Source organism: Flavobacterium sp. WC2430 (assembly GCF_040822075.1).
Lineage (GTDB): Bacteria > Bacteroidota > Bacteroidia > Flavobacteriales > Flavobacteriaceae > Flavobacterium.
In genome coordinates, this window is the sequence record NZ_CP162007.1 from 2,880,860 (window position 1) to 2,905,984 (window position 25,125).

The window sequence follows — 25,125 nt, forward strand, 5'->3', positions numbered from 1 at the left end:
TACTTATAATAATTTTTTTAAACTACTATAAACTGCTAATTCAACATCAGCTTGTTTTTTAGAATTGCATTGTTCCAATAAATCATTTAAAATAGTTGGATTAAGGGTTTGTTGATCATCAAAACGTAATAAAAACTGTTTCGATATATCACTTAAACTTTTAGACAATGGCAATAAGGGTTGAATAAGCGGTGCATTTGTACTTAAATGAACTAAATCAGTATTCATAGTAATCCATTTTTCAAAAAAATGAGTAACTCCTTTTTGATTTTCAATGTTTTTATCTTTCAAATATTTATTTACTGCGGTATCAAAATCAATAGCATCTGATGCGTCCGAAGCACAAGCATCTGCAAATAAACTTAGAGGAGAAAACATAAAGTATTTTTTTCCACCACCATTTCGTGTATAGTTTTTAAGTGGCTCGCATACATTAGTAAAGTCATTTAATGATATAGTATTTTGGTTATTGCTAATATTTCTTAATATCACTTCTTTGTTTCTAATGTGAGTAATCCCCAATTCCTCTAGTCTAAAAGAAACGGTTTTTAATCTTTTGCGTAAGCTAACCATATCAGTCACACTTTCATCCGACCATAAACGTTCAGCAATTGCAGCAGTTCTTGGCCAAATTCTGGAATCAATATTTAAGGGAGTTACAAGTTCACTCCACATTGCAGCTTCTCCACCTAATATCCTAGCTTTTTCTTCTGGAGTTAATAAAACTGTTTTAGAAATTGGGTCGTTTTTATAATGACTTTCAAGGCTGAGCATTAAATCAATATAATATCCGTTTGACAAAACTGTTTTGTAGCCATTTTTTGCCGCTGCAATTAGGGAACCCCCAGAAGCTAAACCTTCGTTAGTTCCTCTCCATGCATGAATAATGGCATCTTTCGTCATGTCTTTGGTCATTATTTCTTCCCAACCCATCACATTTTTCCCATGTTTTTTCAACATTGGAACCAACTGCATATTAAAATATGTTTGCAAATCATGATTATTAGCCAGATTGTGTTTTTTCTTAAACTCTTGTATTTTAGGATTAGCATTCCATTCTTTTCCATTGTTCTCATCGCCACCTATATGGAAATAGTTAGAGGGAAATAAAGGGCAAACGGCATCAAAAATGGCACTTAATACTTCATAAGTCTTAGGATTCGTAGGGTCTAATGCAGCATTAAAAATACCTGATCTCCTTTCTACAGCATATGATCCAACTCCGTTATCAATTTTACTTCCTATTTCTGGAAAAACAGATAAAATGGCCGATGCGTGTCCTGGAACATCAATTTCAGGAATAATCAATATTCCTCTATCATCAGCATATTTTACAATCCCTTTAATTTCTTCTTGTGTATAATAATTTCCATCAGAAGCTAATTCATGCAACTTGGGGAAGTTTTTCATTTCAATTCTCCATCCTTGATCATCTACTAAATGCCAATGAAAAACATTCATTTTCATAGCAGCCATGGCATCTAAATTTCTTTTAATAACATCAACTGGTTGAAAATGCCTTGCTGCATCAATCATTAAACCTCGCCATGTAAAACGCGGCGAATCTGTAATATTTACTGATGGAAAATAAAATGCTGTTCCATCATTTTGAAGCAATTGCAATAGGGTTTCTAAACCATGTAAAGCCCCTAGATCAGTTTCGGCATTGATTACTATTTTATTTGAATCTATCGAAAGTTGGTAACTTTCATTCTCATTTATTTCTATTTTTCCAGATCGAGTACAATTGATTTGTAATTGTGCTTCGGGAACCTCATTGATTTTAGTCAAAAAATCTTGTTCAAAGAATAAACCAGTTCTTCCGTCTAATCGTCGCAAAAATCGGGTCGCTCCAATAAAAATTCTTGCATCAGGATTCCCTGTAATATTCACTTTAAAGTTTTTGCTTAAAGCAAAAGTTCCAGCGGTTAAATCAACTTTTTGTGGCCAAGGCATTAAATCTAATTGCTCTTTTTTAATTTGAGAATTGGAAATAAAAACAGATAACAATAAAAACAAAATGTATTTCATAAATTTAAATAATAAAATGGAACAATTATTTAATAATCAAAACGCTTAAACGCTTCAATCGCTTCATATTCAGCTAGACCTAAATCATCATATAATTTAGCTGTACTTTTATTACGGTCTTCGGCCCTAACCCAAAACTCTCTGGAATCATTTCCTTGAAACATGACGCGGTCTTTTTGAGATTGATGAAATAAAATAGCATGTCTTTTTAACATTACCTCATCAGGGCTTAAAGGTACAGCCATATCGATTTCATGAATATCCCATTCATGCCAAGCACCACGATACAACCACAGCCAACAATCCTTCATGTAGGGCTCCGGTTTCAATTCCCCCATAGCTGCAAAAATGGCATTCAAACAAACTTCATGTGTTCCATGTGGATCTGCAAGATCACCAGCTGCAAAAACTTGATGCGGTTTGATTGTTGCAATAATATTTTTTACAATAGCAACATCTTCAGCTCCCAATGGCTTTTTCTTTATATGACCCGTTTCATAAAATGGCATATCTAGAAAATGAGTGTTTTCATCTTTTAATCCAATATATCTTGTGGCTGCATAAGATTCTCTTCTTCTAATTAAGCCTTTTAATTTTCGTACTTCTAAAGAATCGGCTTGATTTTCTTTTTTATTATTTATAAAATTAATAATTGATTTAAAATTAATTTTTGATTCCTCTACTCCAACAAAATCATTACATACCTCAGCAAATTTCAATGCTTCATCATCCGTAACTGCAATGTTTCCAGAAGTTTGATATACAACATGAACATCATGTCCTTGTTTTATCAATTTAGAAAATGTTCCTCCCATAGAAATTACGTCATCATCTGGATGTGGGCTAAAAAGGATTACCCTTTTTTGTGCTGGATTAGCACGTTCTGGTCTATTAGTATCATCCGTATTTGGTTTTCCACCTGGCCATCCTGTTATAGTGTGCTGCAAAATATTGAACATATTTATATTCAAATCATAAGCAGAACCTTCCAATGCCAAAAGATCTGACATCCCATTGTTATTATAATCTCTATCTGTTAATTTAAGTATCGACTGTTTTGTTTTTTGACACAACCATACAATAGCTTTGCTTTGCAATTCTTGAGTCCAAATACACTCTCCAACCAACCATGGTGTTTTGAAACGAGTTAATTCTGATGCTGCCGATTGATCTAATACAAAAGTGGCATTAGTATGATGTTGCAAAAAAGTAGCTGGAATTTCAGAACTTATATCGCCTTGAATAGTACGTTTTATAATATCAGCTTTATTTTGACCCCATGCCATTAATACAATTCGTTTTGACCTAAGAATTGTAGAAACTCCCATGGTAATAGCTCTTTTAGGAACATTATCAATACCATTAAAATCAGATGATGCATCAACCTTAGTAATATGGTCCAATGTAATTATCCTAGTACCTGAATTAATATGTGAACCAGGTTCATTAAACCCTACATGTCCAGTACGTCCAATTCCCAATAATTGAAAATCTAAACCTCCAGCATTTTTGATGTTCATTTCATAATCAATACAATATTGATTTAATTCATTTATAGCAACTGTTCCATCAGGAATATTAATATTCTCTGGTTTGATATCTATATGATCAAAAAGATGTTGATGCATAAAATAATGATAACTCTGATTGTTTTCTTTTTTCATTGGATAATATTCATCCAAATTGAAAGTAACAACATTAAAAAAGCTAAGGTCTTCTTCTTTATGCATTCGTACCAACTCGTCATATACTTTTATTGGAGAAGATCCTGTTGCTAAACCAAGAACACAAATTTCATTTTTTTCTTGTTTGAATCTAATTAATTGCGCAATTTCTTGTGCAACAACTACAGAAGCTTCTGCAGAGTTTTTAAAAATTTCATTATGAATTTTTTCAAATCTGGTTTCTTCAAACTTACCTACACTTTTGTAACTAATATCAGGTTTCATTTCTAAAGCACTTTTCATTTTTATACTATTTTATCTAACTTAAATTTATAAAGATATGAATTTTATAAAAAGGTATAAGCAAATCAAATACTTATACCTTTTAAATTTAATCTTTTTTTTCTAGAAGTTTCCTCCTACTTTATCCCACCAAAGTCTTGTGCCACCATTGTCAAGTCCTCCAAGTTTGGCAACTCCTGTAGCAACTCCACCTGCATTACCGTCTTTTTCAGCTTGAACAAAATTTAACCTTCGTACTCCAAGATTAGTATCAATTTTACCACCACTTGTATTTTTAAGTACGGGCAATAATTTTGGATATCCAGTTCTTCTATAGTCTGACCAAGCTTCTTGCCCTTCAGGAAAACCTGCAATCCATTTTTGTGTAATAATTTTTTGCAATTTAACTTCATTGGTTCCAGCAGCATTCCAAGCAACTGTAACATTGTTTAAAGCAGCTCCATTATTTACGGGAAAATTGGGATCCACATAAGCCTTAGCTGTTTTTACATTATCAGCAATATAGGCTGATGCTCCAGATGCACCTAATTGACTAAATGAATTAGAAATACCTGACTCATAAAAACCTTGAGCATCACCGCCCATGCTCCATCCTCTTAACGCTCCCTCGGCTCTTAAAAAACAAACCTCAGCCGTAGTCATCAAAATCATTTCTTTTGAATTAACAATTGGTCCAATACCTGAAAAGTCAACATGATCCGCTTTGGCTGCAATTTCAATTCCTGTGCGAACTCCTTTGTATTGTCCTGGGAATTGTGCTGCTGTTTTAAAGAAAACGGCTAACCTAGGATCAGCATAACCGCCCATAATAGATTCCATATCAGCTGACATACGAATATCACCCCAAGCATTACTTATTGTTGCAATAGGATTATTGTAAATTGGCGACACAATTTTGAATACATCATCGTTTGTTGTCATTACACCAAATTTTTGTGAAATAGCTTTTTCAGCCTCTGTCTTTGCTAACGTTGGATTTACTTTTACAATTCGCATCGCCAATCTTAATCGCAATGAATTAGCAAATACAACCCATTTTTTATAATCTCCTTTGTAACCCGACAAATCTGTAGTGACAAATGTAGAAACTTCATTTGCATCTACTCTTGTTGTTAAATCAGATACTGCAAAATCCAATTCTTTAAACATTAAATTATAAACCTCTTCTTGAGAATCATATTCAATAACTGGGTCAGTAGTTCCAAATTTTAAATATACAATTGGTCCATAAGTATCTGTTACTCTATGCATCCCTTCCACTTTCAAAATCAAAGACAATGCATAAAATTGATCGTATTTGCCTTTTGCTTTCTGTTCTACTGAATAGGCATTGTACATAACATCACTGTATGCAGCCCCCCAGGAGAAACCATTCCAACCGTCTACTAAATCATATGTAGTATTATTTGACCCTCCTGCAAAACCGGTAGGTGTTGCCATATATCCTGACCAAATATCTCCCTGCAAACCTTGTTGCACTTGGTATTTCCACTCTGGAGTAAGAACTAAGATATTATTAAACATAGGGCTAAAAGAACCTTTAATATGATTAAAATCTTGCTCTAGTAATTGTTGGGTAATACCGTTTGGATTTGTATTTATTTCTTCAAAATTATCTGTACAACTTACTGCTGCGAGTAAAGTAGCGCAAATAGCTGCTTTTTTTATAGTATTTAATTTCATGATTTTTTAATTAGAAAGTTACATTTAAATTAAGACCAATACTTCTTGTAGATGGCATTCCATAAACATCAATACCTTGTAAACCCTCACCGGTACTTAATGAAATATTTGGGTCAAAAGGAGCGTCTTTATAGATAAATCCCAAATTTCTTGCTATTAGCGATAAACTTGCAGCTTGTAAAAAAGGTAGCTTATTGGTATTAAATGTATATCCTATTGAAACTTCTCTTAAACTTACATTGGTAGCACTATACACATATTCACCAGTAGCACCTGCTCTACCTCCAGTTTGTTTATAATAACTCTCTGTTGGGTATTTTCCCGCATACGCTGTTCCATCAGGATAAACTGCATTGATTGTAACTCCGCCAGCATTTCTCGCGTCACCTGTTATTTTAGAAACACCAAACTCATCATTTATAGCCTCTGTTAAACTCATTACATCACCACCAAATCTTGCGTCGATTAAAACGTTTGCAAAGAAAGAACCTAATTTAAAAGAGTTTGAAAAACCTAACATAAAGTCAGGATTGGAATTTCCTACTTCTTCAAAACCCGTTTTTTGAATTGTTCCATCTGAATTCAATAACACTCTTCCTTGTTCATCTCTTTTAATGTTTACTCCTTCAATAACCCCAAACGGTTTTCCTTGTTCCAATACATATCTGTAATTGTTAACACCTGCTTCGGTCAAGATTACTTTCCCTCCTAGTTCAGTTGGGATCTCCTTAACTGTGTTTTTATTAATGGAATAGTTCAAAGCAGTATCCCAAGAGAATTTATCTGATTTAATTATTTTTCCAGTTACAACGGCTTCAAAACCTTGATTTTTGATACTTCCAGCGTTAATACCATAGTATTTTACTCCCAAAGGATTTGTAGGTGGTGCAAGTATTTGTAAGTATTGATGTTTAGTCTCTGAGTCATAATAAGAAAACTCGAAACCCAATCTATTATCAAACATTCTCCATTCTGTACCTATCTCTATTTCTGATTTTAATTCTGGTTGCAATGAACCTCCTGGTCTTGGCGCAACTACTGGCGGTTTATTACCCTCAGCAGTATATCCATAGGTTGGCGAAGTAACAAATGAAAATATATCATTTCCTACTTGTGCATAGGTAGCTCTAACTTTTCCGTAGTTAATAAATTCTGGCAAAGTTGTCATTTCACTAATAATTCCAGTAACACCCACTGAAGGATAAAAGAATCCTGAATTATTGGTATTTACTAATGTAGAAGACCAATCGTTTCTTGCAGCTAAATCTAAAAATAACATGTCTTTGTAACCAAAAGTAGTTGCCGCAAAAACTGATTGCACTTCTTTGGCAGCATCTAATGTTTGTAGATTACCCGCATTATTAACAAAATTCCCTAATGTAAACCAGTTTGCAATTTGTAATCCTCCACCAATACCAGAATCTAAAGTAGTTCTTTGATTCCCTATCGTATTAGTTATACTTGTACCAACATTAGCGTTAAAACTAATATCTGTATTCAAATCTGTATTGATTGTAGCAATAAAGTCAGCATATCGTTGTGTACTTAATGTATTTACGTTGATATACCTCCCATTTGCATGTGACAATGTACCCTGTGTTGTAGCATATATCTTTTTATCAAAACCACTTTCGGAACGGTTATAACTGTATCTTGAAGCAAGTGATAACCAGTTATTCACTTTATAATCCAAAGCAATAGAACCATTAAAAAACTGATTCGTATCCTCAGACTTATTTCTATTAATTCCCCAGTACGGATTTTGAAGTATATCTCTATCCGTCATCCAGTTTTGTGCCATTAGATTTCTTGTGGGATCAAAAACTTCAAAATTGTTTTTATATTCATTGAAATCATTTCCTCTAGGCATTAAATAAACACCTGTCAAAGGATTAAAGTAAAGTCCGTTAACTGGCTTATTAATGATTGTTTGAGTTGTATAATTAGCATTTGCGGCAACATTTAATTTATAATTGAAAAATTTAGCTGTCTGACGGATTCCAAAATTATTTTTTTTCAAATTGTTTCCTGGAATTATTCCTGCAGCACTTGTGTTAGCATACGATAAACTTGTTGATGATGCTTCAGTCGCAGAAGAAAAAGCCATTGAAGTAATTTGAGTACTTCCTGTATCAAAAAAACCTTTCACATGGTCATTTGAAGCTCCTTTTGCTCCCCAGGTTTCTTCACCGCCTTCAACTGCTACATAATCATTTTGAAATTTCGGTAAATAAGCAGCACTTTCAAAAGTGGTAACAGAGGAAACTTTAAAATTTGATTTTCCTTCTTTAACTTTTTTTGTAGAAAGTAAAATAACTCCATTTGCACCTTGACTTCCATACAATACAGAAGCAGCTGCCCCTTTAAGTACTGTCATCCCTTCGTAATCGTCTGGATTAATAAGAGAAACAACATCTCCTCCGTCACGGTTTCCACCTGCAGTATCACCAAAAGCATTATTTGGTTGACCTGAAGTTCCATTAAACAATGGAATACCATCGATAACATATAACGGTTGATTGTTACTCACTGATGAATTTCCACGAATTACAACTTTAGTAGATCCACCAGTTCCTCCAGCACTTTTAGTTACCGCAACTCCTGATATTTTACCAGCAATCGTGTTAATAATGTTAGCATCTTTTACTCTAGTTAATTCTTCTCCTTTTAACTCTTGAGCAGAATAGGTTAATGACTTTCTCGTTTTCTTAATACCCAATGAAGTTACAACCACTTCATTAAGTGCGTTAGAAGAAGCATCTTTCAATTGAACAGTAATAGTACTAGAGTCACCAATAGCAATATTTTGTGTTTCAAATCCTAAATAGGAAACTACTAAAGTTTTCCCTTTTTGAGCTTCAATAGAAAAATTACCATCTAAATCGGTAACACTTCCTTTGGACTCGCCTTTTACAACAATGGAAGCCCCTGGTAACGGCATCCCAGATGCATCAGCAACTGAACCTTTGATGATTTTAGACTGTGCAAGCGTAACTTGTGCAGTAAAAACCATCATAAAGATTAAAATAATTTGTTTCATAATTAAAAGTTTATGTTAGTTATTTCGTAAATGTATCAGTAAGAACATTCTCAAAAAAAAAAATTAAACCAACAGTACATTATTTTAAACCAACGACATTATTTTGTCTATAACAGGTTTTTTAGTAAAACACCATAAATGATTTTTCAATAAGGATTTCATTAAAAAACATATTTTTATGTAACAAAAACTGATTTATATTAAAAAAAATGACTAAAGTTGTACTTTTATTATTAATCTGGACTTTCTGTATTTAAATTAAAAATGAACTAAGTGAGTGAATTAAAAGAACTAAAATTCGATATAAAACTGAAAAACCACTTATGGTTTTGGGGTATATATTTTATATTAAATTTTTTGCGTTGGGGTGCTTATTTTAATGATTATGAGTACTCTTTTAAATCAAATATTATTGAATTTGCACTTCATATTCCATTAGTATATTTTAATTTATTTGTACTAATACCAAAATATGTAGTCAAATCGAAGTACATGAAATATACCATAGCTTTACTATTCAGTCTTGCCATGGTCTATTTATTAAAAACGGGACTTACCTATTATATTATTTCCGAAAATATTTGGCCAGAAGCAAATAGAGAATATAAACCATTTGAAATAAACCATATAATAGCAGTATGTATTGGTGAATTATATGTTCTAGCAATGGCGTCTTCAGTTTACCTCACTTTAACTTGGTTGAAAGAAAGAGATAGAAACAAAACTTTGATAGAAGAGCAATTTAAAATAAAATTGAAATATTTAAAGAACCAGATTCAACCCCATTTTTTTTTTAATACTTTAAATAATCTCTATGCTTTATCTCTTGAGTCATCAGATAAAGTGCCAGATGTAATTATTAAGCTTTCCCAGTTGATGGAATATGTTTTATATGATATTGAAGAAAACACAGTTGTTCCATTAATTAAAGAAATTAATTATATTCAAAATTATATTGAAATTGAAAAACTTCGATTTGAAAAAATTGAAGTATCTATTAATATTGAATCTAATATTGATGATGTTATGGTGCCCCCATTATTATTAATTACACTTCTAGAAAATGCTTTTAAGCATGGAGGCATTAACAATCAAAACCTTAAAATAAAAGTCAATTGTAAAATTATTAATGGATCAATATTGCGTTTTGAAATCCTAAATAATTTTGTACTTTCACAAAACTTTAATCCCAAAATAGGCATTGGCTTAAAAAATACTAAAAAGCGATTGGAATTAATTTTCAAGAATAAATATACTTTAGACCATAAAATAAAGTTTAATTATTATATAATAAGTTTACAAATACCTATCAATAATGAAGATTAAATGTGTTATAGTTGATGACGAACCATTTGCGATAAAGGTATTGCAGAATTATTTTAAAAACTTTCCCGATTTTGAAATAGTTGCAACCTTCACAAATACGTTAGAAGCATTAAATTTTATAAATACGACTGCTCTTGATGTTGTTTTTTTAGACATCCAAATGCCTATTATGACAGGTTTTGAATTAATAAGGTTAATAAAAAAGGAACCCAAACCTAAAATAATCATTACAACTGCATATCGAGAATTTGCCGCCGAAAGTTACGACTTAGATGTATTAGATTATTTGATAAAACCATTACCTATAACTCGATTTATTAAGTGTATTAATAAAATTTCGACTGAAATTAACTTAAAAAACAATATCAAAATTGAGCCCTTTCGTGTAGAGCCACATTTATTTATTAAAGTGGATAAAAAAATGGTGAAACTAATTATTGATGAAATTTTATTTATAGAAGGAATGAAAGAATACATCAAGATCGTTTCCCTAGACAAGACTTATATTACTCATAAATCATTAACGTCATTAACAGAAGAATTACCTATTGACCAGTTTGTAAGAATCCATAAATCGTACACGATTGCTCTCAACAAAATAAAATTTATTGAAGGAAATAGAATACAAATTCATTCTTTCACTTTACCAATAGGAAGAAATTACAATAAAGAAGTTAAGAGTAGAATTTTGGAATAAATATAATAGGTAGGTTATTAAAAAAACTTGCTTTTCCTTGAAAAATAATCATCTTTTTTTTATAAAAAGTGATTATAACACAATTTAAATAATATTTATACAAAATTGTTTTTTTTTAATTTGCTTAACAAATATATTTACGCTCTTGAAAACTAAAAATTTATTAACCATAAAAAACTAATTCTTGAACAATTATGAATACAGAACAAACAAAGTCTAATAATTCCGCGCTTTATACACTTATTACAGTGTTTTTCTTTTGGGGATTTATTGGCGCATCTAATGGTGTTTTCATCCCTTTTTGTAAAGCCAAATTTGGCTTAGATCAATTTCAAAGTCAACTTATTGATTTTGCTTTTTATGGTGCTTATTACATAGGTGCAATTTTACTTTTTATATTTAGTAGCATATCAAAAAAAGATATCTTAAACGCTTGGGGGTTCAAAAAAGGAATTATTTATGGTTTACTTGTAAGTACTTTTGGAGCTGCATTGATGATATTAGCAGTAACGGAAGGAAGTTATTTATTTATTCTTGGAGCTTTATTTATAGTTGCTTTGGGTTTCTCATTACAACAAACATCAGCACAACCATTTGCAGCATCACTTGGAGAAGCACATACTGCATCAAGTAGATTGAATCTTGCTGGAGGAGTCAATTCCTTTGGAACTACAATAGGACCGATAGTTGTTTCTATCGCTTTGTTTGGTGTGATATCTGGAGTAGATATTGAAGAATTTGCACAAAAAGCTAATTCTTTGGATTCTATGAGAATTTTATACGTATTTGTTGGTGGTCTATTTTTATTGGCTGCAGCTTTATTCTTTTTCTCAAAAAAATTACCTGATGGAAAAAGTGATTCTACTTTTGAACCAGCTAGTAAAGCAATGAAAACTTTAATTGGTATTACACTAATTTTGATTGTTGTATTCGCTTATATCTTTTCACGTTATGAAGATCCTGAATTTATTTCACGTTTTATCGAGAACAAAGAAAAAGATTATTTAGGTTTAGGTTTAACTGTTTCTACATTAGTAATTGTTGTATTTGGACTATTATTTGCAAACGTTACGGCACAAAAAAAATCAGAAGGATGGGGAGCAATGAAATACCCTCAATTAGTTTTAGGGATGCTAGCTCTTTTCACTTATGTAGGTGTAGAAGTAACGATCGGTAGTAATCTTGGTGAATTATTAAAAACTGCTGATTTTGGTTCGATTACAGGTCCTTCATTAGCACCATATATGTCAATGTACTGGGGAAGTTTAATGATTGGACGTTGGGCTGGAGCAATTTCAGTTTTCAACCCTTCAAATCAACTTAAAAAAATATTGTTAATCGTTATTCCTTATGTTGCTTTTGGAGTAGTTTTAGCAGCAAATGCAATTTCTGGACAAGATGTTACGCCATTGTATGCTTATGCTTTTGTAATTGCATTTCAAATTGTAGGTTTCTTTTTAGGAAAAGATCAACCTTCAAGAACATTAATGATTTTTGGTTTAATGGGTATGATAGCAATGTTAATTGGATTATCAACTACTGGTACAGTTGCTATTTTTGCTTTTATGAGTGGTGGTTTGTTTTTAAGTATCATGTGGCCTTCTATATTCTCTCTTGCTATTGCTGGATTAGGAAAATACACTTCTCAAGGTTCTTCATTCTTAGTAATGATGATTTTAGGTGGTGGTATCATCCCTCCATTACAAGGAAAGTTAGCTGATATTATTGGTATCCATGCCTCTTATTTCATTCCCGTTTTATGTTTTGCTTTCATTGCATTCTACGGTTGGAAAGTAATTGCTATATTAGAAAAACAAGGTATTGGACATGACATTGAAGTTGGTGGAGCGCACTAATTCCTTTTTCAAGAAAAAACTATTTTAATATAATAGCGTTTCAATTTTTAATTCAAAATAATAGAACCATCAAAATTTAATTTTGGTGGTTTTTTTTGGCTTTAAAATTGATTTTGGATAATCAAATAAATACATTTGTTTAAACTATTCCTTATGAGAAAATCTTTACTCCTCCTTGCATTTATAATTATTTTTTCGGCTTGTGGCGTTAAGCAAACTCGCAATTTATTAACTTCAGGAAACTATGATGATGCTATTGATAATTCAATTTCTAATCTAAGGTCCAATAAAGACAAAAAAGGAAAGCAAGACTATATTTACATTCTTGAAGAGGCATTTGCAAAAGCAAAAGAACGCGATTTAAACACTCTTAATTTGTTGAACCAAGATGCAAACTCATCGAATTTAGAAAAAATTTATACTACCTACATAGGACTAAATATTCGTCAAGAAAAAATAAAACCATTACTCCCCTTAAAATTTATACCACAAGGAAAAAATGCTCGATTTCCATTTGATAATTACAACACACAAATTGTAGAAAGTAAAAATGCTTTATCACAATATTTATATGGTAATAGTAAAAAATTATTAGCGTCTAATTCAAAAATAAATTTCCGACAAGCTTACGACGATTTGGTTTACCTCAATCAAATAAACCCCAATTTCAAGGATGTTTTAAAATTAATAGAAGATGCCCAATTCAAAGGAACTGATTTTGTACATGTATTTTTGAGAAATGAAACCAATATGGTTATTCCAATTATTTTACAAAATGAGCTATTAGACTTTAGCACTTATGGCATGAATGACAAATGGACCGTTTATCACAACAATAAACAGAACGGAATTAACTATGATTATGGCTTAATCATGAATTTTAGAGAAATTAACATCTCCCCTGAGCAAATTAAAGAGAAAGAATTTTTCAACGAAAAACAGATAAAAGACGGGTTTAAAACAGTTGTAGATAGAAACGGAAAAATAGTAAAAGACAGTCTTGGAAATCCAATAAAAGTTGATAATTTTAAAGCAATCAAAATTAGAATTTACGAATTCAATCAATTTAAAGCGTGTCAAATAACCGCTAAAGTTGATTATGTAAATCTAAAAACCAATCAATTATTAGAATCATTTCCAATTGCATCTGAGTTTATATTTGAAAATAGATATGCAACTTACAAAGGGGACAAAAGAGCTGCTGATATTGATTACTATAACTATTTTGACCGAAGACCATTACCATTTCCTTCCAATGAACAAATGGTATATCATACTGGTGAAGACTTGAAAGAAAAACTAAAAGCTATAATTACACAAAATAAATTCAGAAAATAAATAATCTTCAATTTGAATAGTACTTTTTGACAAGGAAATATTGAAATATCAAGTTTTACTAACATTTTGCTAAAAAATTGTTAGAAAACAGAAAATAAAGATTACATGTCAAAAATAAGTGTACTTTTGCACCAATGAATTATACAAGATTACATATAACATCTATCTCACGGATAAAAACAGCTAGTACTTCGCCCGAAGTACGGATACTATCTTTATAGTAGCCAAAACAAGTTTAGTTATATAGTATTCATTTTTCATTTTACCGTTTTGAAATCCCAACTGTTAAACATTGGATTATCATATCCTAAAAACATTCAAAAACAACATTCAATAACATTTATATCTAATTGTTATTCAATACTTTATTACTTTGTTTTTACATATAAATTCTTTAACTTTTGCTTCTCAAATTTAATTTATAGCTTATTTTTTAACCAAAAAATTCATCTTCTGAAATGAATATCTCTATTATTATAGCCCAGGAAGAACATTTTAAGTACGCACAAATTATATGCGATACCATAGAATCATCTGCCTTATTGAGAGGAACTGGAATTGCAAAACGTACTCCTGAATACATCCAAAAAAAGATGGAAAATAAGGATGCCGTAATCGCTTTAGACAATTGTGTATTTGCAGGCTTTTGTTATATCGAAAGTTGGCAAGACAGCAACTATGTTGCACATTCTGGATTAATTGTACACCCTGATTATAGAAATTTAGGCTTAGCAAAAAAAATTAAATCTAAAGTTTTTGAATACTCTTTAAAGAAATATCCAAATGCTAAAGTATTCGGAATCACAACAGGTTTGGCCGTTATGAAAATAAATTCAGAATTAGGATACAAACCCGTCCCTTTTTCTGAACTAACTACCGATCCAAGTTTTTGGAAAGGTTGTCAAACTTGTACGAATTATGAGATTCTAAAAAGCAAAGACAATAAAATGTGTTTGTGTACAGGAATGCTTTATGACCCGAAAGAAAAACAAAAGATCCCACCAAAGCATCCTTTTAATGTCCGGATTTGGAACCGTTTAAAAAAAATTAAGCAGGCCCTTTTTTTGGAAGACTAAAAAGGAAATTAAAATAAAAATAAAATTAGCTAAATGAAACTAACACATTTAGCCCATAAAAGCTCAAAAATGAAAAAAGTAGTATTAGCATATAGCGGAGGTTTAGATACTTCATATTGTCTTAAATATTTAAAAAACGAAAAAGGATATGAAGTTCACACTGTATTAATTAATACAGGAGGATTTGATGATGAAGAATTAACAGCAATTGAAGAAAGAGCATATGAATTAGGAAGTGCACAACATGCAAATCTTACTATCGTTGATAAATACTACGATAAAGCTATCAAGTATTTAATTTATGGTAATGTGCTAAAGAACAATACCTACCCTTTATCTGTAAGTGCCGAAAGAGTTTTTCAAGCAATTGAAGCCATAAAATATGCGAAATCTGTAGGTGCAGAAGCTATCGCGCATGGAAGTACTGGTGCAGGAAATGATCAAATTCGTTTTGACTTGATTTTTCAAACCATCGCTCCTGAAATCGAAATCATCACTCCTATTCGTGATTTAAAATTATCAAGACAAGAAGAAGTAGACTATTTATCAAAAAATGGTGTTCACTATTCTTGGGAGAAAGCACAATACTCTATCAACAAAGGACTTTGGGGAACTAGTGTTGGTGGTAAAGAAACACTTACTTCACACCAAGCTTTACCAAGTGAAGCCTACCCTTCTCAATTAACAAAAGAAGGCGAAGAAAAAGTAACTCTAGAATTCAAAAAAGGGGAATTGGTTGCCGTAAATGGAAAAGCAGATAAGCCATCCAATAATATTGTTGTTTTAGAGAAATTAGCAAACGCTTTCGCAATTGGTAGAGACACTCACGTAGGTGACACTATTATTGGAATAAAAGGAAGAGTTGGTTTTGAAGCAGCTGCTCCGCTGATCATAATTAAAGCACACCATTTATTAGAGAAACACACTCTAGGAAAATGGCAGCAATACTGGAAAGAGCAACTAGGAAACTGGTACGGAATGTTATTTCACGAAGGTCAATTTCTTGATCCTGTAATGCGTAACATCGAGGCTTTCCTTGAAGATACTCAAAAAACAGTTAACGGAACAGTTACAGTTTCTTTAAAACCATACCATTTCTCATTGGACGGAATAGAATCTGCTAATGATTTAATGAATACTGGTTTTGGTCAATATGGGGAAATGAACAATGCTTGGACATCTGACGATGCGAAAGGATTTATTAAAATTCTAGGTAATGCTCAAAACATATTTTCATCGGTAAACAATGAAACTTACGAGTAAAAATTTAACAGTCGAAAGTCAAAAGTCATAAAGTCGAAATTACTTGGTATTATAAAACAATCCCATGTGATGAAGCAATTGACTTTATAAACTTTAAGACATTTGACTTTCGACTAAAAAAACATAGATTATGATTACTATTGGAATAATAGGTGGTTCAGGATATACAGCAGGAGAATTAATTAGAATTCTAATGTTTCACCCTAATGCAAAATTAGATTTTGTTTACAGTACAACTAACGCAGGAAAACCACTTTCTATAGCGCATCAAGATTTAATGGGCGATATCGAAATGAATTTTACGGACACTATCAATCCTAATGTTGATGTGCTTTTCTTGTGCTTAGGACACGGAAAATCAATTTCGTTTTTAGAAAACAACACATTCTCTGATAAAACCAAAATCATCGATCTAGGAAATGATTTCCGTTTAACGAAAGACAAAGATTTTGAAGGAAAATCTTTTGTTTACGGTTTGCCTGAATTGAATAAAATAGACATTCAAAAAGCTAATTATATCGCAAATCCTGGTTGTTTTGCAACAGCTATCCAACTGGCTTTATTGCCATTGGCCGCTGACGGATTATTAACCGAAGATGTTCACATCAACGCTACTACGGGTAGTACTGGTGCTGGTGTTGGTTTATCCCCTACATCGCATTTTAGTTGGAGAAACAATAATTTCTCACACTACAAAGCTTTTGAGCACCAACATTTGGGCGAAATCAATCAAAGCATCAATCAATTGCAAGCTTCCTACAGTGACGAATTAATTTTTGTTCCAAACAGAGGTGATTTTCCAAGAGGTATTTTTGCAACTTTATACACAAAATCTGAGGAAAGTTTAGAAGATTTAGTTGCTAAATATGAAGCATTTTATGTTGACCAACCGTTTGTAACCGTTACTACAACTAACATTAACATGAAGCAAGTAGTACAAACAAACAAATGTATTATTAGTTTATTGAAAAAAGGGAACCGGATATTAATAACCTCTGTTATTGATAATTTACTCAAAGGCGCCTCAGGTCAAGCTGTTCAAAACATGAATTTAATGTTTGGATTGGAAGAAACTACAGGATTGCATTTGAAACCCTTAGGATTCTAAAAAAGTTTAATCGGTGAATCGTTTAATCGATTAACCGAATAAGCGATTAAACAATTAAACAAAAAATCAAAATGAACTTATTTGACGTTTACCCATTATACCCTATTACACCTGTAAAAGCATTAGATTGCACCATTACAGACGATAAAGGAATTGAATATTTAGACTTATACTCTGGTCACGGAGTAATTTCAATAGGTCATACACAACCGGATTATGTGGCTAAAGTAAAAGCACAATTGGATAATTTGAGTTTTTACTCGAATGCTATCCAAAACCCATTGCAAGTAGAATTAGCCGAAAAATTAGGAAAAGCTTCTGGCTTGACTGACTTCAGCTTATTTTTATGTAGTTCTGGAGCTGAAGCCAATGAAAATGCTTTGAAAGTAGCTTCTTTTCATACGAATAAATCAAGAGTAATTGCTTTTGACAACTCGTTTCACGGAAGAACATCTGCTGCTGTTGCAGTAACCGATAACAAAAAAATTGTAGCGCCATTAAATGCGCAACAAGCAGTTACATTCTTGCCATTGAACCAAATCGAACTGGTTGAAACAGAATTGAAAAAAGGAGATGTTTGTGCCGTAATCATTGAGCCTATTCAAGGGGTTGGTGGTTTAGACCAAGGAACAACGGATTTCTTTCAAGGGTTGGAAAAAGTTTGTGCTGCTAATGAAGTCGTATTAATTTTAGACGAAGTACAATCGGGTTACGGAAGAAGCGGAAAGTTCTTTGCACACCAACATCACGGAATCAATCCTGATATTGTAACCACTGCCAAAGGAATGGGGAATGGTTTCCCAATTGGAGGTGTTTTAATTTCTCCAAAATTCCAAGCAAGTTACGGATTATTAGGAACTACGTTTGGTGGAAGTCATTTGGCTTGCGCTGCTGGTATCGCAGTTCTAGAGGTAATGGAAAGCAAAAACTTACTTGAAAACACGAATAAAGTATCCGAATACTTTTTTGAAGCGATTAAAGTAATTCCAGAAATCATCAAAGTAAAAGGAAGAGGATTAATGCTTGGAGTTGAATTTGACTTTGACGTGAGTGCTTTGAGAAAGAAAATGATTATTGAAAAACATATATTTACAGGTGGAGCCAACAATAAAAACTTATTGAGAATCCTTCCTCCATTGACTATTACAACCGAAGCAATTGACACATTTATCGTTGCTTTACAAGAATCATTGGCCGAATTGAAATAATATTTTAAACATATAAGTCAAATAAGCCCTCAAACTTATATGACTTATATGTTTAATTTCTTCTATACTATTAAACTAAAAACGATGAATACCTTATTATCCATAGAAAAACGAAATGCTGTTTTAATTAGAATGGCTGTACTTCTTGACCAAGAGAGAGCCCCTCTTAAAGCAATCAATCAACAGGATTTAAACAATTATTCTGGTGATGATTTGGCTATGGAAAAACGTTTATTAGTTGATGATACTAAGATTGATGGAATGATTTTGTCGTTGCAACAATTGGCTAGTCAGGAAGATCCAGTAGGTAAAGTTCGTTTTAACTTCACTCATGATAACGGATTAAAAATCAGTAATAAAACAGCTGCATTTGGAACAATTCTAATCATCTACGAATCGCGTCCAGACGTTACTGTCGAAGCAGGTGGAATCGCTTTTAAATCGGGAAATAAAATTTTATTGAAAGGCGGTAAAGAATCGTTACTTTCAAATCAAAAAATCGTGAGTCTATGGCATCAAGCATTGGCTGATAATGATGTTGCCACTTCTTGGGTAGAATACCTAAATTATGATAGAACTGAAACCCAAGCTTTCTTAGAAAAACCAACACAAAAGGTAGATCTAATTGTACCTCGTGGTGGAGAAAAATTAATTGCCTTTACAAAAAAACATGCTACTTGTCCTGTAATTGTAAGTGGTAGAGGAAACAATTTTGTTTACGTAAATGCAGAGGCCAATTTAGACCAAGCACTTTCTATCATTGTAAACGGAAAAACCTCAAACATATCTGTTTGTAATGCTTTAGATAAAGTATTAATTGATATTAATTTACCAAATTGGAAAGTATTTGCAAATAGAGTTGTGGCAAAATTAAAAGAGTTCAATGTAATTGTTTTAGGAGATTCAACTGTAGCTGCGGCTACAAACGTTCCTGCAATCGAATCCGATTTAATTTGGTACGAAGAGTTTCTAGATTATAAAATTATAATTGGTACAACCAATTCTGATCAAGAAGCGATTGATAAAATAAATAAATATTGTGGCGGGCATTCCGCTTCGATAATTACAACAAATAATGAAACAGCGCAAGTATTCATGGATAATGTAGATACTGCAGCAGTTTATCAAAACGCCTCTACTCGATTTACAGACGGTGGTCAGTTTGGTCTAGGAGGAGAATTAGCAATAAGCACTGATAAATTACATCAAAGAGGTCCTATTGGTTTACAACACCTTGTTACCAATAAATGGTATATTTACGGTGAAGGACAGATTAGATAAGAATTGAAAGATTAAAAGATTGAATTATTAAAAGATGAGATCTACAAAATTTTTAAATCTTTCAATTTTTAAATTATAAAATATGGCAAAAAAAAGAATATTACTAAAAATAGGAAGCAATACCTTAACCAAGGAAACCAATCATATTTCGAGAGGAAAAATTGAAGATATTGGAATGCAAATAGCAGCTTTAAACAATCAATACGAATTTGTTATTGTAAGTTCTGGTGCTATTGCAGCTGCAAAACAATTTGTAAAGTTAGAAAGTAAAGGAAAAGAAATTTTCGTTAAACAAGCATTAGCATCTATTGGACAACCTCATTTAATGCGGATTTTCCATGAAAACTTTAGTGATTTAGGATTATTGACTTCACAATGTTTATTGTCATATTCTGATTTTGAAAAAGAACAATCCAAAGTGAATATCGTTAACACCATCAATGTATTGATTGAGAATAATTATATCCCAATTATTAATGAAAATGATACAGTTGCTACAGACGAAATCCAATTTGGTGACAATGATAAATTAGCAGCTTTAACAGCGGTACTTTTAAAAGTGGATATTTTAATAATCGCAACCAATACAAACGGAATCTATACCAAAGCTTCAATTCATAACGATATTCCAGAAACCATTACATTAGTAACTGATTTAGCTTTAATGCAACAAGAAGTTGGCGATTCTAAATCATCGCATGGTACTGGTGGAATGCAATCTAAAATTGAAGCGGCAGCAATTGCAAAAGCCGCCAATATTGAAACTTGGGTTGTCAATGGATTAAAAGATGATTTTATTTTGAATGCGATAAACAATAGTATTCCATTTACAAAAATTATATAAAATGTTTATGCGTTTAATCGGTTAAACGATTAATGACATAAACAAAAACCGATTAAACAATACAACAATGAACTATATATCAGTAAAAAATATAGATTCACTCGACAAATGGGTGAAACAAGCTTTAAAAATTAAAAAGAAGCCACTTAAAAACAAAAAGCTAGGTAAAAACAAAACCTTAGGAATGTTGTTTTTCAACCCGAGTTTAAGAACGCGTTTGAGTACTCAAAAAGCAGCTTTAAACCTAGGAATGAATGTGATGGTAATGAATTTTACCAATGAAGGTTGGACACTAGAGTTTGAAGACGGCGCAGTAATGAATCAAGGCGCTTCAGAACACATTAGAGAAGCTGCCGAAGTAGTTTCTCAATACTGCGATATTATTGCTGTAAGAGCTTTTGCTGGCTTAGTTGACAAAGAAAAAGACAATGCCGAAACAGTTTTGGCTGGATTTTTAAAATTTGCAACTGTACCTGTTGTCAATATGGAAGGTTGTACAGGACACCCATTACAAGCATTGGCTGACGCCATAACCATGAAAGAACACAAAACGGCACACCCTCCAAAAGTAGTTTTGTCTTGGGCGCCACACCCTAGAGCTTTACCTCAAGCTGTAGCCAATTCTTTTGTGGAAATGATGCAGTTACAAGATGCCGACTTTGTAATTACTCATCCTGAAGGCTACGAATTGAATCCGGAAATTACAAAAAACTCAACGATAGAATACGATCAAAATAAAGCCTTTGAAAATGCTGATTTTATATATACGAAAAACTGGAGTAATTATATTGATTACGGAAAAATCACAAATTCAGACCCAAACTGGACTGTGACTGCTGAGAAAATGGCACTGACAAACAATGCTAAATTCATGCACTGTTTACCTGTGAGACGTAATGTAATTGTTACAGATGAAGTGATAGACAGCGAAAATTCAATCGTGATTGAACAAGCCAACAACAGGACTTATGCAGCGCAATTAGTATTACAAAAAATATTAGAAAATGCACAATAAAAAACCCATTACAGTAGTTAAAATTGGTGGAAATATTATTGATGATGCCGCAGAACTTAAACAATTCCTAGCTGACTTTTCAAAAATAGAGGGGCATAAAGTATTGGTTCACGGTGGAGGAAAATCGGCTACCAAAATGGCAAAAAGCATTGGCCTAGTTCCTCAAATGATTGATGGACGTCGCATTACTGATGCTGCTATGCTTGAAGTTGTGGTCATGATTTATGCAGGACAAATCAACAAAGATATTGTGGCTCAATTGCAAGCCAATAACACTAATGCGATCGGATTTTCAGGAGCTGACGGGAATTTAATCCAATCCGAAAAAAGAAACCATCCTACCATTGATTACGGTTTTGTAGGTGATGTTAAAAAAGTCAACACTTCCCTACTGGCTACTTTAGTAAATAGCGCCATTGTTCCTGTATTTTGTGCCATTACACACGATAAAAAAGGACAGTTGCTAAATACTAATGCAGATACAATTGCTAGCGAATTAGCGATTGCTTTATCGGATGTTTTTGAGGTAACATTGAGTTACTGCTTTGAAAAACCTGGTGTTTTGTACGATGCCGAAGATGACTCATCAGTAATTGAAAAAATGAATTACGAATTGTACGCCAAATTAAAAACCGAGAAAGCCATACATTCTGGAATGATTCCTAAATTAGATAACTGCTTCAATAGCTTGTCCAAAGGAGTGCATAGCATAAAAATTGGTCATCATAAAATGCTGAAAGACGCTAATGCAGTTTGCACACAAATTGAATTATAATAAAAGTTAGTCACACCCTTAAAAAAAGAATTGTGGCAAAACATAATAAAATATGAAAAACAAAGAAACACTTACTCAAGAAGCCATTGCATTACTAAAAAACCTGATTGAAACCCAATCTTTTTCAAGCGAAGAAGAGCATACAGCGGCTTTAATCGAAAAATGGTTTATAGTAAACGAAATTCCATTTGAGAGAGAAAATAACAATATTTGGGCATACAACAAGACTTTCGACAAGAGTAAACCAACACTTTTATTGAATTCGCATCACGATACCGTAAGACCAAATCAAGCTTATACCAAAGATCCTTTGAAAGCCATTGTTGAAGATGGTAAATTATATGGACTGGGAAGTAATGATGCTGGTGGATGCTTGGTTTCACTTTTGGCAACATTTGTACATTTTTATCCTGCTGAAAACCTTCCTTACAACATTGTAATGGTAGCATCGGCAGAAGAAGAAAGCAGTGGAAAAAAAGGGCTAAATAGCGTGCTTAAAAGTTTACCTGAACTAGAGTGTGCCATCGTTGGAGAACCTACTTTAATGCAATTGGCCATAGCCGAAAAAGGTTTATTAGTTCTTGATGTTAAGGTAAAAGGAACGCCTAGTCACGCGGCACATCAAAATGATGACAACGCACTCTACAAATCAATTCCTGTAATGGAATGGTTTAAAAATTATACATTCGAAAAAATATCAGCCCAATTAGGTCCAGTAAAAATGACTGTTACCCAAATAAATGCTGGAAAACAACACAATGTTGTACCATCTGAGTGTGATTTAGTTGTGGACATTCGTGTCAACGATTGCTACACCAATCACGAGATTTTAGCCATCGTAAAAGAAAACGTCCTTGCCGAGGTAAGACCACGTTCTATGAATTTGAGTTCGTCATCAATCCCAGAATCGCATGGGTTAGTACAGGCAGGAATTGCTTTAGGAAGAACCACCTACGGCTCACCTACCCTTTCAGACCAGTCCGTTTTGAGCTGTAAATCCTTAAAATTAGGACCTGGTGACACCCTGCGTTCACACTCTGCTGATGAATTTATCTATTTAAACGAAATAGAAGAAGGAATCGAATTGTATATTAAAATACTTAGTGATTTTTTAAAGCAATAAAATAATTAGGAGCTATTTCCTGCTATCCGCTATATCTTTCCCTGCTTAAAAAAAGCAGGAAAAGAATGTCGCTACTATCAGGGCTAGAAGATCTTAATAAACAACAAAAATACTATTTAAGTTTTAACCATAAACTTGACACATTAAACCTGAAACAAAAAAACAATATGAAACTTTGGGAAAAAGGAATACCAACTGATAAACAAATAGAACAATTCACTGTTGGAAACGACAGAGAACTGGATTTAGTTTTGGCAAAATACGATGCTTTAGGATCTATTGCTCATGCTAAAATGTTAGGAAACATTGGTTTATTAACCACCACTGAAACTGATTCTTTAGTAGATGCTTTAAACGAAATCATTGCAGATGTTGCTCAAGGAAATTTCGTTATCGAAGATTCATTTGAAGATGTACACTCCAAAATTGAATATTTACTGACAGCAAAACTAGGTGATGCTGGTAAAAAAATCCATACCGCTCGTTCTCGTAATGACCAAGTTTTGGTTGATGTTAACTTGTATTTAAAAGATGTTGTCATCGAACTAAAACAGCAAGTAAAATCGCTTTTTGATTTGCTAATGGAATCGGCTGAGAAATACCAACAAGTATTGTTACCAGGCTATACGCATTTACAAATTGCTATGCCATCGTCATTTGGGATGTGGTTTTCCGCTTATGCAGAAACCTTGATTGACGATATCACAATGTTGAATGCCGCTCTAAAAGTGGTAGACCAAAATCCGTTAGGTTCCGCTGCAGGTTACGGAAGCTCCTTTCCTATCAATAGAACATTCACAACCAAAGAACTAGGATTCGAAACCCTAAAATACAATTCGGTTGCCGCTCAAATGAGTCGTGGAAAATCAGAAAAAACATTGGCTTTTGCCATGAGCAGCGTGGCAGCAACTCTGGCTAAATTCTCCATGGATGTATGTTTGTACATGAGTCAAAACTTTGATTTCATTGGTTTACCAGCGCATTTAACTACAGGTTCGAGCATTATGCCACACAAGAAAAACCCTGATGTATTTGAGTTGATTCGTGGAAAATGCAATAAAATCCAAGCCTTACCTTATGAAATTACTTTAATTACAAATAATCTACCTAGTGGTTACCACCGTGATTTACAATTATTAAAAGAGGGATTGTTCCCTGCCATTCAAAATTTACAGGCCTGTTTGGATATTGCGATTTTTTCTATCAAAGACATCAAAGTAAAAGACAACATTCTAGCAGATCCAAAATACAACTACTTATTTACTGTTGATACCTTAAACGAAATGGTGGTTGCTGGAATGCCATTTAGAGATGCATACAAAGCGGTTGCTGAGCAACTGGAAAATGGAACTTACACTTCTCCAAAAGAAACCAAACACACGCACGAAGGAAGTATAAACAACTTATGTTTGGCTGAAATAAAAGAAAAAATGAATCAGGCTTTCTAAAAACTGGAAAACTATTTAAAAAACACAACGCACTGTAAATCACAGT

The 25,125-nt window shown here is 32.8% G+C and carries 18 protein-coding genes; 14 read left to right on the top strand and 4 right to left on the bottom strand.

The window, feature by feature from the left end; translation table 11 throughout:
- Positions 1-3 precede the first annotated feature (3 nt).
- The 4 genes from AB3G36_RS12575 to AB3G36_RS12590 form a co-directional block, all read right to left on the bottom strand.
- Positions 4-2,031 carry a beta-N-acetylhexosaminidase gene (locus tag AB3G36_RS12575; protein WP_367753262.1) on the bottom strand — a complete coding sequence of 676 codons (2,028 nt, stop codon included), beginning with the start codon at positions 2,029-2,031 and terminating at the stop codon, positions 4-6.
- Positions 2,032-2,060: 29 nt separating this feature from the next.
- Positions 2,061-3,998, bottom strand: a complete 1,938-nt coding sequence (gene nagB / locus AB3G36_RS12580; protein ID WP_367753264.1) for a glucosamine-6-phosphate deaminase — start codon at positions 3,996-3,998, stop codon at positions 2,061-2,063.
- 102 nt (positions 3,999-4,100) lie between these two features.
- On the bottom strand, positions 4,101-5,681 hold the full coding sequence (locus tag AB3G36_RS12585; RefSeq protein ID WP_367753266.1) for a RagB/SusD family nutrient uptake outer membrane protein: 1,581 nt from the start codon (positions 5,679-5,681) through the stop codon (positions 4,101-4,103).
- A 10-nt stretch (positions 5,682-5,691) separates the two neighbouring features.
- On the bottom strand, positions 5,692-8,721 hold the full coding sequence (locus AB3G36_RS12590; RefSeq protein WP_367753268.1) for a SusC/RagA family TonB-linked outer membrane protein: 3,030 nt from the start codon (positions 8,719-8,721) through the stop codon (positions 5,692-5,694).
- Between the two features lie 492 nt (positions 8,722-9,213).
- Between AB3G36_RS12590 and AB3G36_RS12595 the strand changes: the two genes are divergently transcribed.
- The 14 genes from AB3G36_RS12595 (at position 9,214) to argH (ending at position 25,079) form a co-directional block, all read left to right on the top strand.
- Entirely contained in the window at positions 9,214-10,047 is an 834-nt protein-coding gene (locus AB3G36_RS12595) for a sensor histidine kinase (protein WP_367753270.1), read from the top strand.
- A complete protein-coding gene (locus tag AB3G36_RS12600) occupies positions 10,037-10,744 on the top strand; it encodes a LytR/AlgR family response regulator transcription factor (protein ID WP_367753272.1) in 708 nt (235 codons plus the stop codon). Before AB3G36_RS12595 ends, AB3G36_RS12600 begins: the two co-directional genes overlap by 11 nt.
- A 194-nt stretch (positions 10,745-10,938) precedes the next feature.
- The gene (locus AB3G36_RS12605) at positions 10,939-12,600 is read left to right on the top strand and encodes an MFS transporter (RefSeq protein ID WP_367753274.1); all 1,662 of its coding nucleotides are present in this window, start codon (positions 10,939-10,941) and stop codon (positions 12,598-12,600) included.
- Between the two features lie 153 nt (positions 12,601-12,753).
- Positions 12,754-13,938 (top strand): hypothetical protein, encoded by a 1,185-nt coding sequence (locus tag AB3G36_RS12610; RefSeq protein WP_367753276.1) that lies wholly within the window; start codon positions 12,754-12,756, stop codon positions 13,936-13,938.
- Positions 13,939-14,396: 458 nt separating this feature from the next.
- Positions 14,397-15,014: a GNAT family N-acetyltransferase gene (locus AB3G36_RS12615; RefSeq protein WP_367753278.1), complete on the top strand. Its 618-nt coding sequence runs from the start codon at positions 14,397-14,399 to the stop codon at positions 15,012-15,014.
- Between the two features lie 69 nt (positions 15,015-15,083).
- On the top strand, positions 15,084-16,277 hold the full coding sequence (locus tag AB3G36_RS12620; RefSeq protein WP_367753280.1) for an argininosuccinate synthase: 1,194 nt from the start codon (positions 15,084-15,086) through the stop codon (positions 16,275-16,277).
- Between the two features lie 130 nt (positions 16,278-16,407).
- Positions 16,408-17,385 carry an N-acetyl-gamma-glutamyl-phosphate reductase gene (gene argC, locus AB3G36_RS12625; RefSeq protein WP_367753282.1) on the top strand — a complete coding sequence of 326 codons (978 nt, stop codon included), beginning with the start codon at positions 16,408-16,410 and terminating at the stop codon, positions 17,383-17,385.
- Positions 17,386-17,456: 71 nt separating this feature from the next.
- The gene (locus AB3G36_RS12630; RefSeq protein ID WP_367753284.1) at positions 17,457-18,593 is read left to right on the top strand and encodes an aspartate aminotransferase family protein; all 1,137 of its coding nucleotides are present in this window, start codon (positions 17,457-17,459) and stop codon (positions 18,591-18,593) included.
- A gap of 84 nt (positions 18,594-18,677) precedes the next feature.
- Positions 18,678-19,874, top strand: coding sequence for a glutamate-5-semialdehyde dehydrogenase (locus tag AB3G36_RS12635; protein WP_367753286.1), 1,197 nt, complete (start codon positions 18,678-18,680; stop codon positions 19,872-19,874).
- A gap of 82 nt (positions 19,875-19,956) precedes the next feature.
- Positions 19,957-20,718: a glutamate 5-kinase gene (gene proB / locus AB3G36_RS12640; RefSeq protein WP_367753288.1), complete on the top strand. Its 762-nt coding sequence runs from the start codon at positions 19,957-19,959 to the stop codon at positions 20,716-20,718.
- 67 nt (positions 20,719-20,785) lie between these two features.
- A complete protein-coding gene (locus AB3G36_RS12645) occupies positions 20,786-21,733 on the top strand; it encodes an N-acetylornithine carbamoyltransferase (protein ID WP_367753290.1) in 948 nt (315 codons plus the stop codon).
- Positions 21,723-22,508, top strand: a complete 786-nt coding sequence (gene argB / locus AB3G36_RS12650) for an acetylglutamate kinase (RefSeq protein WP_367753292.1) — start codon at positions 21,723-21,725, stop codon at positions 22,506-22,508. The genes AB3G36_RS12645 and argB overlap by 11 nt, the downstream gene beginning before the upstream one ends.
- 52 nt (positions 22,509-22,560) lie before the next feature.
- The gene (locus AB3G36_RS12655; RefSeq protein ID WP_367753293.1) at positions 22,561-23,631 is read left to right on the top strand and encodes a M20 family metallo-hydrolase; all 1,071 of its coding nucleotides are present in this window, start codon (positions 22,561-22,563) and stop codon (positions 23,629-23,631) included.
- Between the two features lie 167 nt (positions 23,632-23,798).
- Positions 23,799-25,079: an argininosuccinate lyase gene (gene argH / locus AB3G36_RS12660; protein ID WP_367753295.1), complete on the top strand. Its 1,281-nt coding sequence runs from the start codon at positions 23,799-23,801 to the stop codon at positions 25,077-25,079.
- Positions 25,080-25,125 lie beyond the last annotated feature (46 nt).

Bases quoted from the DNA above. Each gene is read 5' to 3' on its own strand.
- AB3G36_RS12575 (WP_367753262.1), bottom strand. From the start codon at position 2,031: ATGAAATACATTTTGTTTTTATTGTTATCTGTTTTTATTTCCAATTCT.
- nagB (WP_367753264.1), bottom strand. From the start codon at position 3,998: ATGAAAAGTGCTTTAGAAATGAAACCTGATATTAGTTACAAAAGTGTA.
- AB3G36_RS12585 (WP_367753266.1), bottom strand. From the start codon at position 5,681: ATGAAATTAAATACTATAAAAAAAGCAGCTATTTGCGCTACTTTACTC.
- AB3G36_RS12590 (WP_367753268.1), bottom strand. From the start codon at position 8,721: ATGAAACAAATTATTTTAATCTTTATGATGGTTTTTACTGCACAAGTT.
- AB3G36_RS12595 (WP_367753270.1), top strand. From the start codon at position 9,214: ATGAAATATACCATAGCTTTACTATTCAGTCTTGCCATGGTCTATTTA.
- AB3G36_RS12600 (WP_367753272.1), top strand. From the start codon at position 10,037: ATGAAGATTAAATGTGTTATAGTTGATGACGAACCATTTGCGATAAAG.
- AB3G36_RS12605 (WP_367753274.1), top strand. From the start codon at position 10,939: ATGAATACAGAACAAACAAAGTCTAATAATTCCGCGCTTTATACACTT.
- AB3G36_RS12610 (WP_367753276.1), top strand. From the start codon at position 12,754: ATGAGAAAATCTTTACTCCTCCTTGCATTTATAATTATTTTTTCGGCT.
- AB3G36_RS12615 (WP_367753278.1), top strand. From the start codon at position 14,397: ATGAATATCTCTATTATTATAGCCCAGGAAGAACATTTTAAGTACGCA.
- AB3G36_RS12620 (WP_367753280.1), top strand. From the start codon at position 15,084: ATGAAAAAAGTAGTATTAGCATATAGCGGAGGTTTAGATACTTCATAT.
- argC (WP_367753282.1), top strand. From the start codon at position 16,408: ATGATTACTATTGGAATAATAGGTGGTTCAGGATATACAGCAGGAGAA.
- AB3G36_RS12630 (WP_367753284.1), top strand. From the start codon at position 17,457: ATGAACTTATTTGACGTTTACCCATTATACCCTATTACACCTGTAAAA.
- AB3G36_RS12635 (WP_367753286.1), top strand. From the start codon at position 18,678: ATGAATACCTTATTATCCATAGAAAAACGAAATGCTGTTTTAATTAGA.
- proB (WP_367753288.1), top strand. From the start codon at position 19,957: ATGGCAAAAAAAAGAATATTACTAAAAATAGGAAGCAATACCTTAACC.
- AB3G36_RS12645 (WP_367753290.1), top strand. From the start codon at position 20,786: ATGAACTATATATCAGTAAAAAATATAGATTCACTCGACAAATGGGTG.
- argB (WP_367753292.1), top strand. From the start codon at position 21,723: ATGCACAATAAAAAACCCATTACAGTAGTTAAAATTGGTGGAAATATT.
- AB3G36_RS12655 (WP_367753293.1), top strand. From the start codon at position 22,561: ATGAAAAACAAAGAAACACTTACTCAAGAAGCCATTGCATTACTAAAA.
- argH (WP_367753295.1), top strand. From the start codon at position 23,799: ATGAAACTTTGGGAAAAAGGAATACCAACTGATAAACAAATAGAACAA.